General features: G+C 64.9%; 15 protein-coding genes. 2 read left to right on the forward strand and 13 right to left on the reverse strand.

Annotation, left to right across the window (positions count from 1 at the left end; translation table 11 throughout):
• Window positions 1-37: 37 nt before the first annotated feature.
• The 10 genes from AC5Y2L_RS07280 to AC5Y2L_RS07325 all read right to left on the reverse strand — a co-directional run bounded on the left by AC5Y2L_RS07280 (window position 38) and on the right by AC5Y2L_RS07325 (window position 8,166).
• Window positions 38-463: a hypothetical protein gene (locus AC5Y2L_RS07280; protein WP_499934161.1), complete on the reverse strand. Its 426-nt coding sequence runs from the start codon at window positions 461-463 to the stop codon at window positions 38-40.
• 50 nt (window positions 464-513) lie between these two features.
• Window positions 514-945: a hypothetical protein gene (locus AC5Y2L_RS07285; RefSeq protein WP_499934162.1), complete on the reverse strand. Its 432-nt coding sequence runs from the start codon at window positions 943-945 to the stop codon at window positions 514-516.
• 19 nt (window positions 946-964) lie between these two features.
• Window positions 965-1,570 (reverse strand): hypothetical protein, encoded by a 606-nt coding sequence (locus AC5Y2L_RS07290; protein WP_499934298.1) that lies wholly within the window; start codon window positions 1,568-1,570, stop codon window positions 965-967.
• 113 nt (window positions 1,571-1,683) lie between these two features.
• Window positions 1,684-1,812 carry a hypothetical protein gene (locus AC5Y2L_RS07295; protein WP_499934164.1) on the reverse strand — a complete coding sequence of 43 codons (129 nt, stop codon included), beginning with the start codon at window positions 1,810-1,812 and terminating at the stop codon, window positions 1,684-1,686.
• A gap of 17 nt (window positions 1,813-1,829) precedes the next feature.
• The gene (locus tag AC5Y2L_RS07300) at window positions 1,830-2,624 is read right to left on the reverse strand and encodes a CbbQ/NirQ/NorQ/GpvN family protein (protein WP_499934165.1); all 795 of its coding nucleotides are present in this window, start codon (window positions 2,622-2,624) and stop codon (window positions 1,830-1,832) included.
• Window positions 2,625-2,660: 36 nt separating this feature from the next.
• Window positions 2,661-4,193, reverse strand: a complete 1,533-nt coding sequence (locus AC5Y2L_RS07305; RefSeq protein ID WP_499934166.1) for a nitric oxide reductase activation protein NorD — start codon at window positions 4,191-4,193, stop codon at window positions 2,661-2,663.
• Window positions 4,194-4,352: 159 nt separating this feature from the next.
• Window positions 4,353-4,952: a TetR/AcrR family transcriptional regulator gene (locus tag AC5Y2L_RS07310; RefSeq protein WP_499934168.1), complete on the reverse strand. Its 600-nt coding sequence runs from the start codon at window positions 4,950-4,952 to the stop codon at window positions 4,353-4,355.
• Between the two features lie 140 nt (window positions 4,953-5,092).
• Window positions 5,093-5,833 carry a hypothetical protein gene (locus AC5Y2L_RS07315; RefSeq protein WP_499943714.1) on the reverse strand — a complete coding sequence of 247 codons (741 nt, stop codon included), beginning with the start codon at window positions 5,831-5,833 and terminating at the stop codon, window positions 5,093-5,095.
• 48 nt (window positions 5,834-5,881) lie between these two features.
• The gene (locus AC5Y2L_RS07320; protein ID WP_499934171.1) at window positions 5,882-6,487 is read right to left on the reverse strand and encodes a TetR/AcrR family transcriptional regulator; all 606 of its coding nucleotides are present in this window, start codon (window positions 6,485-6,487) and stop codon (window positions 5,882-5,884) included.
• A gap of 80 nt (window positions 6,488-6,567) precedes the next feature.
• Window positions 6,568-8,166 carry a (2,3-dihydroxybenzoyl)adenylate synthase gene (locus AC5Y2L_RS07325; RefSeq protein WP_499934300.1) on the reverse strand — a complete coding sequence of 533 codons (1,599 nt, stop codon included), beginning with the start codon at window positions 8,164-8,166 and terminating at the stop codon, window positions 6,568-6,570.
• 193 nt (window positions 8,167-8,359) lie between these two features.
• On the opposite strand from AC5Y2L_RS07325, the gene mbtG reads away from it, so the two are divergent.
• The gene (gene mbtG / locus AC5Y2L_RS07330; protein WP_499934172.1) at window positions 8,360-9,649 is read left to right on the forward strand and encodes an NADPH-dependent L-lysine N(6)-monooxygenase MbtG; all 1,290 of its coding nucleotides are present in this window, start codon (window positions 8,360-8,362) and stop codon (window positions 9,647-9,649) included.
• Window positions 9,650-10,226: 577 nt separating this feature from the next.
• Window positions 10,227-11,591: an HNH endonuclease signature motif containing protein gene (locus AC5Y2L_RS07335; protein WP_499934174.1), complete on the forward strand. Its 1,365-nt coding sequence runs from the start codon at window positions 10,227-10,229 to the stop codon at window positions 11,589-11,591.
• Between the two features lie 82 nt (window positions 11,592-11,673).
• On the opposite strand, the gene nbtC is transcribed toward AC5Y2L_RS07335, so the two are convergent.
• The 3 genes from nbtC to AC5Y2L_RS07350 form a co-directional block, all read right to left on the reverse strand.
• Window positions 11,674-14,631, reverse strand: coding sequence for a nocobactin polyketide synthase NbtC (nbtC, locus tag AC5Y2L_RS07340; RefSeq protein ID WP_499934301.1), 2,958 nt, complete (start codon window positions 14,629-14,631; stop codon window positions 11,674-11,676).
• 65 nt (window positions 14,632-14,696) lie between these two features.
• Window positions 14,697-16,022: a beta-ketoacyl [acyl carrier protein] synthase domain-containing protein gene (locus AC5Y2L_RS07345; RefSeq protein ID WP_499934175.1), complete on the reverse strand. Its 1,326-nt coding sequence runs from the start codon at window positions 16,020-16,022 to the stop codon at window positions 14,697-14,699.
• Window positions 16,019-16,777: a thioesterase II family protein gene (locus AC5Y2L_RS07350; protein WP_499934176.1), complete on the reverse strand. Its 759-nt coding sequence runs from the start codon at window positions 16,775-16,777 to the stop codon at window positions 16,019-16,021. The genes AC5Y2L_RS07345 and AC5Y2L_RS07350 overlap by 4 nt, the downstream gene beginning before the upstream one ends.
• Window positions 16,778-16,785 lie beyond the last annotated feature (8 nt).

Genomic DNA, 16,785 nt, shown 5'->3' on the forward strand with positions numbered 1-16,785 from the left:
CGTCAGCGGCTGAGCGCACCGCCTACCTCGCGATGCGTCAGGGCAGGTTGCGTAGCCGCCCTTTCAACCTTTTACTTCTGAGCAGCTGCGCGGTGAAGTTCAGTGAAGCCAACATCGGGAATGCGCCGAGAAATGTCCGCTCGGACGGGTTCGCTCCATGCAAGTGGTAAAGACTTCCGAAAACGTAAAAGCAGCCCACCATGAATAACGCGCCCGGAATGCAAAACGCCATCCAGGAGCTGCGATCGGCGACGACCCGCCTCGCGTACGCCACCTCCTCGCTGGTCATCGGCTCGCGCTTGCGCAATTTCCGGGTAACTGTCTTGGCGCTGCCGATGTCCTCGCTCATCGAAGTAGGCGCACGATCTCCGAGGCGTTTGACGAATACAGCCGCAATGGTGACGAACACCAGCGCCATGACCAAGGAGACTATCGTCAGAAAACCGAACAAAACCGAATCCACCCCTGGCTCCTTCGCTCTGCGGTCGAACCTAGCACCGCGCCAGCTGGGGGTCAGGGATGCGGGCTGGTTTGCTGCTGAGCCGCTTTCTGACGGGCAATGCGCTCGTCGTGTATGCGCACCAACTCGCGAAATCCCAGCCGGTGGTATTGCGGAGTCGGTTGGATGCCCCACTTGTCCTTCGCGGTGGCCTTGGCTGCGGCGCCTTCGGGCGGTCCCAGCGGCGGATACGGGTACTTGCACTCCAAGGTGTCGTCGGAGTAGCGGACCTTCAACAGCTCGCTGCAGATCTGGGTGAGGCTCAACGTCGGATAACCGTAATAGACCGCCATGAAGGGCAAGGTGAAGGCTCCCTCGAGGACGAGAGCGATCAGACAGACCAACGTGGCGCGCTTGATCCACCTGTGCATGCGCGCGTAATACGGGATGGTACCGGGCGGGAGGTCCTCGGTCGGCTTCGTCTCGACGCCGGAATTCTCGGTCATGGGTGCTCCTGAATTGTCCTCAGTCGGAGAAGATTTCGCGGTTCACGGTGTGCAGGTACGGGATGGCCAGGAACGGCGTGATGTAGAAAATGTCGTAGAGCCACCACCCGACGACGGGGAACACGACTCCGGCGTAGCGGACGTCGGCGTACATGGTCATGTTGAAGACATAGGCACACCAGATCACCACCCCCATCCAGCAGGTCACCACCATCCACTGGTGCCCCCAGCGCTTCATCTGCAGGAAGCCGACGGCCGCGGCCACGCGCATCGAAAACACGGTGAAGATCAACCCGGCCACGTACGCCTTCTCGCCCGGCCCGGCGGCCCCACCGACCCACGACTCGTTGTAATGCCAGAAGTACCCAGCGTCGAACATGTTGCCCCACCCGGCCATCAGCACGCGGTTGATCAGCGTGTGATTGGCGACCAGGTCCAAGGCCCAGCCCAGGCTGTTGAGCATTCCGTCGATCAGGACCAGGTAGCCGATCAAGGTGACGATCATCGGGCGGACCGCCAGGCCGGCGCGCAACGCCTGCCGTTGCAACCAGACTCCGCGCATGAAGATGGGGAAGCCGATCAGGCCGGGCGCCCACATGCCCATCAGTGCGGCACCGACGATCATCCACTTGTCGGCACGCCGTTGCGCGTTGCGCGACTGGTCGTGATGTTCGTCGAGACCGAGCGCCTCATCGAACTTCTTGCCGCTCAACGCGAGTCGGCCTAATGCAGTCGAACTCACAGGTTCCACCAGCCCCGCACGAACGACATGTAGAGCTGGATGAGAAACATTGCCAGCAGATAGCCATAGATGACGAGCTGAAGAATGATCAACGCGCGTTTGCGTTTCTGTTCTTTCTGATCCATATCGAAGCCCCTTTTTTCTATCGTGCTGACGTCTCGCCGGTCAGACATGCCGCCGCCACTTCACGCAAACCATCGGTGATCGCGCCATCGCTGGTGAGTGGAGCGAGAATGCAGGCGTCAGCGGCTTCCAGTTCCGTTGCGCCGGCGGCGATCAACTGCCCGGCCGTCACCAAAACCCTGGTCGACGGTGGCTCGAAGTGGAACGCTTCGTCGGCGGTGCGGATCGCGGCCGCGCACCCGACGAGTCGCTGGGCGGTCGATGGCGAGACCCCCGTCTCGGCGACGATCACCTGGGCCTCTTTGTCGGCGGGCAGGTACGTCATTGCCAGGGTGACGAACCGTTGCCGGAAGGACGGTTTGAGCTCCTTGAGTGAGCTGCGGTAGGCCGGGTTGTACGAACAGACCAGCATGAACGTGTCGGGTGCTTGGACGACTTCACCCGCGCGGTCCAAGTAGAGGGACCGACGGTGATCGGTCAGCGAATGGAGGATCGCCAGCGAATCGTGCCGGGCCTCGACCACTTCGTCCAGGTAGCAGATTGCGCCGGCCTTGACCGCTCGGGTGAGCGGGCCGTCGGTCCACACCACGTCGCCACCGGTCACCATGAAGCGGCCGACGAGATCGGAGCTGGTCAAGTCGTCATGGCAACTGATGGTGACGACGGGCCGGCCCAGCAGCATCCCCATGTGCTCGACCAGTCGGGTTTTACCGCATCCGGTGGGGCCGGTGAGCATCACCGGAAGGCGGCGGTGGTATGCCTGCTCGAACAGCCGGACTTCACTGCCTACGGCCAGATAGGCGTCGGTAGTCATGTCTTCCTTCTTCGAGTTTTTGCTTGCATTCGTGGTTCAGGCCGCGACCAGCTCACGATGGACGTGGGCGAGCACCCGGGGTAATTCCTCCACCCGCCGAATGCGTTGGGAGCGGCGCGATCCGAAGACCTCTGGGAGCGGGTCGACGCGCACCGGCCCGACGCCGACGTAGTAGACCGAGACGCCGGCATCGTTGGCCTCCTCGACAGCGTGGGCCGTGTCGGCCCAGGCGTAGCGCCCCTCATAACCCTCGTCGGAGATCAGGCCGTCGCCAATGACGATCAGCAGTCGGCGCTCGGATGGTTGGGCGAGCAGTCGGCTGGTCAGATGCCGCAGCGGTGCACCCAGCCGGGTGTAGCCGGCGGTTGTCAGGCCCATACCACTGGGCGCGATCAGACGTGATTCGTCGAAGTCCTTGAGACACCGGACCTCCACCCGGTGGCGGGTGTTGCCGGTGAAAACGAAGACGCCGTGGCGCTCGCGGGCAAATTTCATCGCGCGCGAAAGCGCGTCTGCGCACGCCAATTCCAACTGGAAGATCCGGCCGCCGTGTACACCCAACGACGAGCTGCCGTCGAGGAGCAGCGCGGTGGTGACGTCGCGGTCAGCGGGCAGCAGCTCGCGAAAGATTCGCGGCTCGGCCGTCTCGCCGGTCACCAAATCGGTGAAATGGCTGACATATTGGTCGACGTCGATGTCCGAGCCGTCTTCCAGTCCGCCCTTCATCGCGCGGTGGGTGTGCTTCTCGAACCAGCTGCGCACGTCCGCAGACACCGCTACCGGCTTGACCGCCCGTGGGCGGTCGGCGCGCTCCAGCACGGCGACGTGGTCGCGTAGAAAGCTTTGGGTCCACGCGTTCCACTCCGGATACGGGATACCGGCCCGATGGTCCGGCGCGATGTCGAGATCGTTGTCCTGTGGGCGATTTGGCGGCGGCAGGTTGGAGTTGCGTACTCCGCCGTCACCGCCGACGGGAACGGAGTAAGGCCGGGGGAGCCGCTGCTGGGTGGTGGTCCAGGGCATCCTGCCGAATGTGCGGCGCAGTCTGTCGGTCAGTCCTCGGGGCATCGTGTGAGCCAACGGAAGCACGCCGATCAAGGGGTCGAGATCGACGGACTGGTTGGTACGAGCCATTTTCACGGCGCAGTCGAGCATGTCGCCGGCGTCCATGTCGGCGGGCCGGACCGTCAGACCGGGCAGCGCGCGGGCCATCTCACCGAGTAGACCCGGCCATCGCCAAGCCACCCAGCCAAGTGCGACGCCGGCCTCGACCAGGGTGAGCGCGCTGAGCTCGCGATGTGTCAGCTCATGCAACCGATATTCGATAAGACGTTCCTTCGAGGGCGAACATTGAAGCGCGACACCACAAGTGACGGTGCGCTGGGTCCAGCGGGCAGTGGGGAACGGGTATGGGACGTAGACGTGTGTAAATGCCGTGTTCAGCCCAAAGCTGCGCCGATCACCACTGACCAGTCGCGCGCCCTCGCGACGTCGCTCGCTGAACGCAACTGCCGATACCGCACAACTGCGTTCGAATTCCATCGCGTGGGCGTCAGACAGCTCGGTCATTGCCGGTCAGAACGTGCCGATGTTGGAGAACATCCAGTACCAGAACACGATGATCAGAACGGTGCCGCCCCACGCCGCCACGTAGCGGAGGATTTCCCACACATAAGCCATGACCCGGTCTCCTTGTCGAGGATTGACATGTTGGCGGCGCTGATTCGGTCACCGGACCTCCAGCCCACGTACGGCCGAGGCGACCAACTCCTGAAGCATCGCGTCGCGGGCGTCGACGTCCGTTGTGGTGATCACGCCGTAGATGCCGAGCAGAAAAAACGTCGCACTGTAGAAGGCGTCCACCTCTGGGTGGACGGTTCCGTCACCGCGGGCGCGTTCGATCTCGTCGACCAACAGCGCGATCACCGGATGGTCGGTCCAATCATCGGAGCTGGGCCGCGACGGCGAAAAGTGCAGCGCCAGCAGCTCTTTGAAGAGCTTGCGGCCGAATACCGCTTCTAGTCCCGTCACCATCCTGACGAGTTCGGCCAACGCCGATGCCAGGTCATGGTCATGTCCGAGAAACCGGCCGAATTCGGCGGCGATACGCGCTTCTTCGCGATGCTCCAACTCGAGCAGGACGTGTTCCTTGGTGGGGAAGTGAAAGTAGAACGTGCCGTGGGCGACGCCGGCTGCGGCCACGATCACATCGACTTCCGCGTCGGCCATGCCCGAACGTTTGAACTCGGCGATCGCCGCGCCGAGGATGCGTTCCCGCGTCTTCAGTCGGCGCACGTTGCGCGGCGAAAGCGTGGCGTGCGATGCCATAGATTGACGTTCTAGTCCTTTGACTGACTAAAGTCAATGACTACCTGGCCGGGGCCGCTGCATGCGCCGAGTGTGAATGGCACGACAGGTGCCCGGTGTGTCGCGTCGCAGATTGCACAGTCGGGCACGCCGAGGCTCGCTCAGTCGGTGAAGAGTTCCCGATTCACCGTGTGCAGGTAGGGAATGGCCAGAAACGGGCTGATGTAGAAGATGTCGTACAGCCACCAGCCGATCACCGGCAGCACTACTCCGGCATAGCGGACATCGGCGAACATCGTCATGTTCAACACATAGCCGCACCAGATCACCACGCCCATCCAGCAGGTGATGATCATCCACTGGTGCCCCCAGCGCTTCATCTGCAGGAAGCCGATCGCAGCGGCCATTCGCATGGTGAAGACGGTGGCGATCAACCCGAATTCCCAAGCCTTTTCACCAGGCCCCGCCGCTCCGCCGACCCACAATTCGTTGTAGTGCCAGAAATATCCGCCGTCGAACATGTTGCCCCACCCGTTCAAGAGCACACGGGCCAGCAGCGTGTGATTTGCCACGGTGTCCAGCGCCCACCCCATGGTGTTGATAGCGGCGTCGATCAGCACCAGGTAGCCGAGCAAGGTAACCAGCATCGGGCGAACCGACAGACCTGCGCGTTGTGCCCGCCGGAGTAGGTACACCCCCCGCAAGAACAGCGGCAGGCCGAAAATGCCCAGTGCCGCCGTCCCGATGAGGACGCTGCCACTGATCAGCCACTTATCGGCGTGCCGCTGCGCTAGCCGGGAGTCATGGAAATGCTCGTCGAGTCCCCCGTCGCGCCCATCGTTGGCTTGTGGTGCGGTCGCTGCGGCTGAATGCCGGCGTCGCTTGGCGGTCGGCAGATGCATGGCATCCTAACCTACCAACACTGACCGAAGTCAACAAGAAGCGTGGCCTCACACGGGGCGTTGCAGGCTTCGCAGCGTTCTCGTCAGGTAATCGTCAATGAGGGCCTGACGTGCCGGCCAATCCCGGGTGGTGATCAACAGCGCATACAGCCCCAGCAGAAAGAAGACGGCGCTGTTCATCGGATCGACGTCGGGATCGATCTGCCCGCCGGCGCGTGCGAGCTCAATCTGCTTGGCCACCAGCACGATCAGCGGATGGTCTTGGCCGCCCTCATTGGCCTGACGGGTTTGCGAGAAGTGCAACGCCAGAAAGTCGTGGAACAACTCGTCGCCGAGGCGACGCTCAAGGCTGATCACCAGGCGCGCCGCTTCAGCAAGTACCGCCGAAAGCGCCTGTGGGGTCTTCAGAAACTGGTTGAACTGCTTGACAAGTCGCTCCTCTTCGCGTCGCTCCAGCTCCAGCAGGACATGTTCTTTGGTGGGGAAGTGGAAGAAGAATGTGCCATGTGCGACGCCGGCCGCAGTGACGATGGCACCGACGTCCGCCTCGGCCATTCCCGCCCGCTTGAACTCGGCGATCGCCGCACCCATCAGGCGTTCTCGAGTTTGCAGTCGCTTGGCCTCACGCGCCGACAATCGATCCGCCACAGCCATCCTTTGACCCTTGATACGAACGCCTGTGCAGAGCGTATCGCTTCGCCGTGCCGCGCCGCGGACGCTGCGTCCCGGGGCGTTTAGCGGCCGGCGTCGACCTGGCGTGCGATGGCCCGCTTGTCGATCTTGCCGACTGCGGTAGTGGGCAGTGACGGCATGGCGACCAGCATGTCGGGCCTGGCGTGTGCCGCCACACCGCGCTGGTCCAGGTAGGCGTTCAACTCCGGCAGCGTCAGCGGCGGGCCGTCGAAAACGACTGCAGCGCAGATCTTTTCCCCAAGGTACGGGTCGGGCAGCGCAACCGCGGCCGCCGACCAGATGCCTGGATGGCTGAGCATCTGCTCTTCGATGTCTTGCGCCGAAATCGTTTCACCGCACCGGCAGATGACGTCTTTGACCCGACCGGTGACCACCAGGTTGCCATCGTCTCGCAGCCGTACCAAATCGCCGGAGCGGTAGAAGCCGTCGGGGTCGAAGCAGCGGGCGTTGTCGGGCCCGGCACGAAAGTAGCCGTTGAATGTGTATGGACCGCGTACCAGCAGTTCGCCGTCTTGGCCCGGTGCGACCGGCTCACCCGCGGCGTCGACGATGCGCAGTTCGTCGGCCGCACACAGGGGCCGCCCCTGGGTGTGCTCGACCACGTCTGGAGGATCGTCGAGCCGGGTGTAGTTCAGCAGTCCTTCGGCCATCCCGAATACCTGTTGCAGCCCGGGCGTCAAGGTGGCGCGTATCCTGCGGGCGTCTTCGGGCTCCAGCTTGGCGCCACCTACTTGCAAGAGCCGCAACGTTTTCGGTGTCACCGGCTCCCATTCGCAGGCCTGGGCCCACAGCTTGGCCAGCGCCGGCACCAGCGCGGTCACCGTGACCCCGTGCCGCGCGATCGTGGCGAATGCGGCCTCGGGGCTGGGGTTGGCGCTGAAAACGATTGTGGCGCCGACGGTTAGCGCGCCCAGGATGCCGGGACACGCCAGCGGAAAGTTGTGCGCTGCCGGCAGCGTCACCAGATACACGTCGTCGGCGGTCAGCCGACACAGTTCTGCGCTCGCGGCGGCGTTGTACACGTAGTCGTCGTGTGTGCGGGGGATCAGCTTGGGCGCGCCGGTGGTGCCACCCGACACCAGCAGGATGGCAGGACCAGCGGTATCGGCCACAAGTCGGGGGACGTCGCCGTCGGAAAGTTCGGACCAGGACACGAACGGCCCGGGATCGCCGTCGACGATCACGTGGCGCAGCTGCGGATGTGCCCTGACCAGCTGCTCGGCCATCGACCGGTAGTCGAAACCGCCCGCCGTCTCGGCGATGACCAGACCGACGGCGTCACTGACACGCGTGAAGTGGCTCAGCTCTGCCAGGCGGTGCCCGGCCAGGCACATCACCGGGATGGCCCCGGCGCGCAGCAGCCCGAACAACGCGACGGCGAATCGGCACGAGTTGGGAAGCTGCAAGAGCACCCGGTCCCCGGGTGCGATGCCCAGCGCGGCGAATCCCGCCGCCGCTTGGTCGACGAGTTTGTCCAGGTGGAAATAGGTATAGCTGTCGAGGTCGTCCACCACGGCGACGCGGCCGGGCCACGCCGTTGCGGCGTGCCGCAGCACGGAGTCGACGGAGCGACCGGCCCAGAAGCCAGCCGCGCGATATCGTGCGGCGCGGTCGGGTGGGAACGGCACGAAGCCCTGCAGCGAGGCCGGTTGTGCTGCGGTTTCGGCCGGTTGGGCAGGAGTTACAGGCAAACTCGGCGGCTCCCTCGGGGCAGGCATGTCCTGCTTGCGGAACATACGGTAGCGTACACGAAGTTAGGACAGCCTGAGCTAAGCTGCCGGACGGAGGTGGGGTTGTGGGTCCGCATGACCGTGCGCTGCCGGCCGGGGCTCCATGAGCGGCACACTCGCGATAGTCGGGGCCGGCGCCAAAGCGGTGGCGGTCGCGGCCAAGGCGGCGGTGCTGCGCGAGATGGGCGTCGAGGTGGCCGACGTCGTCGCCGTCGAACGCGCCGGCGTGGCGGCCAACTGGCGCGCCGGCGGGGGCTGGACCGACGGCCGTCAGCGATTGGGCACCAGCCCCGAAAAGGACGTCGGATTCCCCTACCGGTCATCGCTGGTGCCGGGCCGCAACGCCGAACTCGACGAGCAGATGATGCGGTTCAGTTGGCAGTCGTATCTGGTGGCCACCGACCAGTTCGTCGGCTGGATCGACCGCGGCAGGCCGTCGCCCACCCATGACACCTGGGCTCGATATTTGCGCTGGGCGGCCGAAGTGGCCGGGTTGAAAGTCGTTCGCGGCGAGGTGGTTCGGCTCTGTGTAGACGGAGCGCGGTGGGAGTTGCAGACCTCCGAGGGGCGGTTGTCCGCCGATGCGGTCATGATCACCGGGCCGGGTCAGGCGGAGCGGTGTATCCGGTCGGGCGATCCGCGAGTGCTGTCGATCGCGCAGTTTTGGGAGCGTGCCGCGCGCCACGACCGAATCGTCGCCGACAATGTGGCGGTCATCGGTGGCGGAGAGACCGCGGCGTCGATGCTCAATGAGCTTTTTCACCATCGGGTTTCGTCGATCACGGCTATCTCGCCGCAAGCGACCCTGTTCACCCGCGGGGAGGGCTTCTTCGAGAACTCACTGTTCTCCGATCCCACCGGCTGGCGCAGCCTCACCCAGGCCGAGCGGCGCGACTGCATTGCCCGAACCGATCGGGGCGTTTTCTCGGCCCGGGTTCAGGAGTCATTGCTGGCCGACGAGCGGATCAAGCATCTGCGCGGACGGGTGATGCGCGTCGTCGATCGGGACAGCACGATCTGGATCACGCTGTCTACCGAGCGCTCCGGTGAACCGCTGGAAACGCTGCATCGCTTCGACCTCGTCATCGACGGGTCCGGTGCTGACGCACTGTGGTTCATGCCGCTGCTGAGCCCTGATGCCGTGGACTTGATGGAGCTCGGGCTGGGTGGGCCGCTGACCGGTGAGCGGCTCGAGGAGTCGATCGGTCCCGACTTGGCCGTTGCCGGTGTCACACCGAAATTGATCTTGCCCAATCTGTCTGGCCTCAACGAGGGCCCTGGATTTCCGAACCTGAGCTGCCTGGGGCTGCTGTCGGACCGAGTGCTCGGCGCCCATATCGGTGCAGCCGACCCGTCCCCGATGGGGAGAAGCGGTGAATACCAATCCGTTTGAGTGCCCGGCGAGCAGACGCAAAATCCCCCAAAACGCCTAGGTTTCGGGGGATTTTGCGTCTGCTCACTGCTGTCCTAACGGAATAGACTGGCTACCCAACGCATCCACCGAGGCCCACTCACGGGTTGCGAATTGTGGCAGCCCCCGCGGGATCGCTCGCGTAACGCTGATCAGTGGGCGACAGCATCCCAGTCCACGGCGCATCGTTGCCAGATTTGGTTCAGCACAACGGTCTTCCGGTGTCGCTCAGCGCGACGCTCACGCTGCAGGATCTGCAGGATCGGGAAGCCGCCACGGGTAAGTGCTTCACCGGTGGCGCTTCGCCTCACCAGGACAGCGAATCATGTCTCGGAAACTACAGCGGCTGTAAACCGAGCCTCAGCGCGTGCGCGGCGGGCCATCGGCGGAATGAGCCGCCGACCGCTTCGTAGGCGCGAGCAGACGCAAAGCTCCAGTTTCGACCCGAAGTTGGAAGCTTTTGCGTCTCAGCGTTGGTTGTTAAATCACTTGTGCCACTTGGGTTTGAGTCGTTGGCGGATTGCCAAACTTGTCGGTGGCCCTTCATACAATTTGAGGCATGGGTTCGAGCAGTCGTGAAGAGGTCGTGGAGGTCTTTCGCGCGCTCGATGCCGAGGTGGACCGATTGTGCGGGTTGTCCTTTGACGTGTTCACCACCCCCGAACGCTTGCGCGCGTTGGAGCGGCTAGAACACCTGACCCGTCGGCTGCGCGCCCCGCAGCACACCTTGATCAACCAAGTCAAAGCTCAAGCAGGCGAACAAGAACTGGGCAGCACCTTATCCACGGCGTTGGCCAACCGCCTGCGGATCACCAAAGCCGAAGCGGCCCGGCGCATCGCCGACGCCGACGATCTTGGCCAGCGCCGGGCGCTGACCGGCGAACCGCTGGCCCCACAGCTCAGCGCCACCGCGGCCGCCCAACGCCAAGGGCTGATCGGCGACGGCCATGTCAAGGTGATCCGCAGCTTCTTTTCCCACCTGCCCACCGACATCGACCTGCCCACCCGCGACGCCGCCGAGGCCGACCTCGCCGACAAGGCCAGCCACTACCGCCCCGACGAGTTGGCCCAATACGCCCAGAAAGTCATGGACTGGCTCAACCCCGATGGCGAACTCGACGACACCGAGCGCGCCCGCAAGCGCGGCCTGACCCTAGGCAAACAGGAATACGACGGCATGTCCCGGCTTTCTGGGTATCTGACCCCCGAGGCCCGCGCCACCCTGGAACCCGTCCTAGCCAAACTGGGCGCCCCCGGCACCTGCAACCCCGACGACGACATCCCCATCATCGACGACACTCCTGATCAGGACGCGGTGCGCCGCGACACCCGAACCCAGGCCCAGCGCCATCACGACGCACTGGTGGCCGCCCTGCGCACGCTGCTCGCCTCCGGAGACCTGGGTCAGCACAACGGACTGCCGGTATCAATCATCGCGATGACCACTATCAAGGAGTTGCACGCCGCCGCGGGCAAAGCCCACACGGGCGGCGGGTCGCTACTGCCGATGTCGGATCTGATCCGGATGGCCAGCCACGCCCACCACTACCTGGCCATCTTCGACGGCGCCAAACCCCTGGCCCTGTATCACACCAAACGCTTCGCCTCACCCGCACAGCGAATCATGCTCTACGCCAAGGACCGCGGCTGTAGCCGACCGGGCTGTCCAGCGCCGGCCTACCACAGTGAAGCCCACCACGTCCAGGGCTGGACCACCACGCACCGCACCGACATCACCGATCTCACCCTGGCCTGCGGCCCAGATAACCGGCTCGTCGAAAAAGGCTGGACCACCCGCACCAACGCCCACGGCCAGACCGAATGGATACCGCCACCGCACTTAGACCACGGACAGCCAAGAACGAATTCGTTTCACCACCCCGAACGATTCCTGCGCGACGAAGACGACGACGAACCCGGTTGACGACGGCAGCCCTGTATTTGACGTGCGCGGTGGCTATGGCCCGTCAAACCCAGCTGTTCCATGATCGCAAGAATGCAGTAGCTCAGCTGCCAAATTTGGCCAGCACATCCGCAATCGTCGCCCCGCCCAAGAGATCCGACACTTCCAGGTCATGGCCGAGTTCGATCTTGACTCGCCGGCGCAGTTCGAGGGCTTGCAACGAGTCCAAGCCGATCGCGACCATGGGCATGGTGACGTCTATGTCTTCGGGACGGTCAGTACCGATGGCGGTCGCGAGCAGTCCCAGCAGCCGATGCGAGACATCGGACTCAACGGGGGGACGGAGTTGGATAGACGGCGATTGCGGGTCGGACAGCTGAGATATCAGGGGTCCGTAGCCATAGGCCTCGAGGATCGGGCGGGCACGGTCGAAGTCGTACGCCAAGACGATCGCATTGTGGTGAAATTGCCTGGTCCCCAACGCTAGAGCGTCCGCCGGCTTCATCGGAATCACACCGATCGCGTCGAGCTGCGCCGTGCTGGCCGCGTCCAGCTCGAAGTGGACCGTCCACTGGCCCCACTGCACGGAAACGCAGTCCAGCCCCTCGGCGCGGAGGCGATGCGCCATAGCATCGAGCATTCGATTGGCGGCGGCGTAGACGACCTGGCCGCGGCCGCCGATGGTCGCCCGCGCCGAAGAGCAGAGCACGACGCGACAGTCTTCGGTCCGCGGATACGTCTCGAGCACCCGGGCGATGCCGAGCACCTTGGCCCGCAACGCCTGCTCCACCTTCTCCGCGGTGATTTCGGCGAATTCGACGGCCGAATAGTCAACTGCGGCATGGATTATCAGATCCGCCGGGGCGCCGTCGTGCCCGGCGGCCAGCCGCGCCACCGCCGCTGGGTCGCCCACGTCGCATCGGGCGACGCGGATGTCAGTCGATGTGTCCGAACGGATTGCGCGTAGCCGATCCGCGACGGCTGGGGCGGCCGCACCCGACCTGCTCACCACCGTGATCCGGCGGGCGCCGCGTCGGGCGAAGTGATCGCAGAACTCCAGCCCGAGGTTGCCGGTGCCACCGATGATCAGGGCATGCTCGGGTGCGACGCCGTCAGTGTCCGGCCCCGCATCGCCGTCGACGATCCGCTTCGCGTAGAGGCCGCCGTCGCGCAGGGCCAGCTCCGGTTCGGCCGCGGTGTGCAGCGCGGCGACGATCGCTTCGGACGCCTCCAAGATCGAAGCCGCTGGCGGCAGATCGATGTGTTTGAAGCCCGTGCCCGGATGGTCCGCGCCGATGCTGCGAAAGCCCGCGCTCGCCGCGGCGTGTACCGGATCCGGCGGCGCGTCGTCGGCCACGACTGCCTCGCCGCCAACCGTCACCAGCCAGCAGTCGGTAATCGAGGAGTTCAGTCCCGGCCACCACGTGCGGTTCGAAAAGAAGGCCGTGACCGCGGCCGCGGCGGCGTCGTCGTCCAGTCTCGGGGACCGGGGAAGGAGTATGACCAAGGTATTGAGATCGGTTGGGACGCTTTCGACATCGATCTGACGAGCCGTGGCGCCGATGGCCTCGGCGGCACGGTGCACGGCGGTGGCCAGTTCGGCCTGGGTGCCGGTGTGATCGATGATGCCGATGGCACGGGGCGCTACCAGCGAGCGCTGCGACAGCCGTATCCACTGCTCGACGAAAAATCGCGCCGGTGTGGGTTCGGTTTCCGGCTCCGAGGTTGCTGCCGGGGAAAGCTGCGGGCGGTACACCTGCCACAGCCGGGTCTCGTTCATCTGGGTGTTGGGAAAATCGACCAACGGCAACGGGATTGGGCCGTCGGGCTCGGTGCCCAGGCACTCCCACCGATAGTCCAGGTCGTGCACGGCAAGGTGCGCGAGGTTGCGGGTGAACTCGCGCAAATCGGTGGCCGGTCGCTGTGAGGTGCCCACAATGAGGCGTTGGTGTTCATCAGTCCGGGCGGCGAGATTCTCTTGAATCGCCAGCTGCAGCGTGGGATGCTCGGCCAGTTCGACGAAGGTGTCGATGCCGAGTTCCAGCGCTGCGGCCATCGCCTTGTCGAAGCGAACGGTGTTGCGCAGGTTCAGGAACCAATATTTTTCGGGCGACAGTTCGGGCGTGATGCGGGCCCCGAGGGTGGCGCCCAGGCAGTCGATATCGGTGCCGAGAAAGTTTGCGTTCTGCAGCTCACGCTGCGCGGCAGTGCGAATCTTTCCGGCCAGCGAGTTGATCAAACTGGTATGCGCCGGATATTGGACGCGGATGACGCGCGCGAACGTGCCGCGCTCGGTAAGCGTGTCGACGATGTCCTGCACGGTTTCCCGATCGCCCGAAATCCCCACCATGCCTGGCGAATTGACCACCGACAGCTCGGCCCAGCCCGAGCAACGAGCCAGCAGGTCTTCGCACCTGTCGCGGCCGGCGGCAACGACCGCCATTGCGTAGTCACCGGATTCGAACTCGTCGGCGGCGCGTGCGCGTATCCCGACGATGCTGACGGCGTCGGCCAGGGTAGTCATCCCGGACACATAGGCCGCGGCGATCTCGCCCTGGCTGTGCCCGACGGTGGCGTCCGGCGCGACTCCGAACGACCGCCACATCGCGGCCAGGCCGGCCATCTGAGTGAACAGCGCCGGCTGTACGGTGCGGGCGTTGTCTTGCGCCGAAAGATGTTCGTCGAGAAGGTATTCCAGCGGTGATTCGTCGAGCCGGTTCGTGAACGCCTCGGCGCATCGATTCACTTCGTCCCGGAATGCGGGCACCGAGTCATAGAACAGCCGCCCCATACCCGGGCGCTGGGCGCCTTGACCGGGAAAGACGTAGGCGATTCGGCGGCTCGTGGCGGCCGTGTCCGTACATACCAGTGCCGGATGTTGGCGGCCATCGCGAGCCGCCCGCAGCGCGTCGAGCAATTCGTCGCGGTCGGCCACCATCGCCAGCGCCCGGTGCCGGCGGGGGATACGAGTCCGAAACAGCATGTCGGCGATCGCTTGCGGTGCCACGTCGGGGCGGGCCGCGGCATACGAAAACAAGGCTGCCGCTTCACGTTGCAGCAAATCGGTGGTATCCGCCGACACCAGAACGGGAATGCTGCCGTCCGGGAGCCGGTAGGTGAGCGGCTTCATGTTCCGGGCCTCGTCGGCATGGCAATAATTGCGTGCGCATTGGAGCCGCCCGCGCCGAATGACGACACCGCGCCGTAGCGGACGCCGTCTTTCGCCTCCCAGGGCTGCAGCGTGGTGGCGAGGCGCAGACCCGTCCGACCCCAGTCGACGGTCTTGGATGGGTTGTCGGAGAACAGGGTTGGCGGAACGTGGCCGTGCTGTCCCGCCAGCAGCAGCTTGATCAGCCCGAGGATCCCGGACGCGGCTTGCGCGTGGCCGACGTTCGACTTGATCGAACCCAGCAGCGCCTCGGACCCGCCCGCTCCATAGGTGTTGAGCAGGGCGGTCAATTCCTGCGGATCACCGGCCGGGGTTGCGGTGCCGTGTCCTTCGATCATCCCGACATCGGCCGGGTCGATCCCTGAAGCATCGATGGTCTTGCGTACCAGCTGCTCCTGCGCCCGCGCCCGGGGCACCAGGATCGGCTTGCCCTTGCCGTTGTGGTTGGTGCGGATGGCCAGCAGGTGGCCGTAAATCCGGTGCCCCAACTGGCGCGCTCGCGATTCACGTTCGACGACAACCATTCCCGCGCCTTCACCCCAGACGGTGCCGCTGGCGTCGTCGGAGTAGGCGCGGCAGTGTCCATCCGCGGAGATGGCATTGAGCCGGGAGAACTCGTAGAACGCGGTCGGCTCTCCCAGCACGCAAGCGGCGCCGGCCACCGCCCAATCGCACTCGCCGAGTTGAATCGCGTTGGCCGCCAACTGCACTGCCGTCAACGACGAGGCGCACGCCGAATCCACCGTCATCGACGGACCGACCAGGCCGAGGCAGTGCGAGATCCGGCCGGCGCCCCCCAACTGTCCCATGCCGACCGTCCGAAACCCGGTGTAATCGTCGGCTACGGCCGTGCGTGAGCCGTATTCGGTCATCGACATCCCGACGAAACAGCCCCCTTCGGAACCTTCGAGCAAGCCGGGGTTGATTCCGGCGTTCTCCAGCGCCTTCCACGCCACCCGCATCGCGACCCGTTGCTGCGGGTGCATCACCGTCGCCTCGTGATGGGTCAGGCCGAAGAAGGACGGATCGAATGCCGCTGCGCCGTCGAGGAATCCGCCGGAGTCGCAGACCTGCCGCCAACCGTCGGCGACGCGGGACGCCGACAGCAGGTCGTCGACGGTCCAGCCCCGATCGCGCGGGAACGGGCCGAGCAGCTCGCTGGCTTGGACCAGTGCCGACCACAGCGCGCCCGGGGTGTCGATTCCGCCCGGGGCCTCGACCGCCATTCCGGAGATGACGATCGGGTCGGCTGGTGCGGCGACGGCGGCACTGCGGTCGCTCAAGTCGTCTGCTCGCAGTAGGCGCTCGAGACCAACAGCTCGGTGACCGCCTCGATGTGCGACGTCAGGTAGAAGTGTCCGCCGTCGAACATGGTGACCGCGACGGTGTCGGTGTGTTTACCCCATCCGTACAGATCGCCCAGCGTGATATATGGGTCCTGGTCACCGCCCATGGCGTGGATCGGAGCCACGACCTTCACGTCGTCCGCACAGGTGTACGCGTCGAAGGCCCGGTAATCCGCTTTGATCACTGGAAGCGCCAGCCTCATCAGTGCGCGATTCGCCATCACATCGATGTCGGTGCCCTCGAGTGCTGCGAGATGGTTGAGGATTGCTTCGTCGTCTTGCGGATGTGGTGGTTTGGCGGCGACGTTGCTCGGTGCAACCGCCGCGGAGACGATGAGCCGCCGCACGTCGATGCCCGATTCTTCGGCGAGCCGGACGAACTCGAATGCGACCAACGCGCCCATGCTGTGACCGAATGTGACGATCGGCAGGCCACGGTGGTGATTCGACGTCGAGAAGTCGCCGAATGCTCCCGCGGCGATATCCGGGAGCGAAGACAACGAGGGCTCACCGGCCCGGTCCTGACGACCCGGGTACTGGAACACGACGACGTTGAATCGTGCGCTGAGCCGTTTCGAGAATTCGCGGTAAGCCGATGCGCCGGCGCCGGCATGTGGGAAAACCAGCAGCGGCAGGCTGTCGGGCGAAGGCGGTGCGTGGAACTGCCTGATCCAGCCCAGTGTGCGCGGCATGGCGGTTA

The sequence above is a fragment of the Mycobacterium sp. NGS66 genome, assembly GCF_059812225.1.

Coding starts and splice junctions, on each gene's coding strand:
- AC5Y2L_RS07335 (WP_499934174.1), top strand. CDS start 10,227: ATGGGTTCGAGCAGTCGTGAAGAGGTCGTGGAGGTCTTTCGCGCGCTC.
- AC5Y2L_RS07300 (WP_499934165.1), bottom strand. CDS start 2,624: ATGACTACCGACGCCTATCTGGCCGTAGGCAGTGAAGTCCGGCTGTTC.
- AC5Y2L_RS07315 (WP_499943714.1), bottom strand. CDS start 5,833: ATGCATCTGCCGACCGCCAAGCGACGCCGGCATTCAGCCGCAGCGACC.
- AC5Y2L_RS07310 (WP_499934168.1), bottom strand. CDS start 4,952: ATGGCATCGCACGCCACGCTTTCGCCGCGCAACGTGCGCCGACTGAAG.
- mbtG (WP_499934172.1), top strand. CDS start 8,360: ATGAGCGGCACACTCGCGATAGTCGGGGCCGGCGCCAAAGCGGTGGCG.
- AC5Y2L_RS07320 (WP_499934171.1), bottom strand. CDS start 6,487: ATGGCTGTGGCGGATCGATTGTCGGCGCGTGAGGCCAAGCGACTGCAA.
- AC5Y2L_RS07350 (WP_499934176.1), bottom strand. CDS start 16,777: ATGCCGCGCACACTGGGCTGGATCAGGCAGTTCCACGCACCGCCTTCG.
- AC5Y2L_RS07305 (WP_499934166.1), bottom strand. CDS start 4,193: ATGACCGAGCTGTCTGACGCCCACGCGATGGAATTCGAACGCAGTTGT.
- AC5Y2L_RS07295 (WP_499934164.1), bottom strand. CDS start 1,812: ATGGATCAGAAAGAACAGAAACGCAAACGCGCGTTGATCATTCTTCAG.
- AC5Y2L_RS07285 (WP_499934162.1), bottom strand. CDS start 945: ATGACCGAGAATTCCGGCGTCGAGACGAAGCCGACCGAGGACCTCCCG.
- AC5Y2L_RS07290 (WP_499934298.1), bottom strand. CDS start 1,570: ATGATCGTCGGTGCCGCACTGATGGGCATGTGGGCGCCCGGCCTGATC.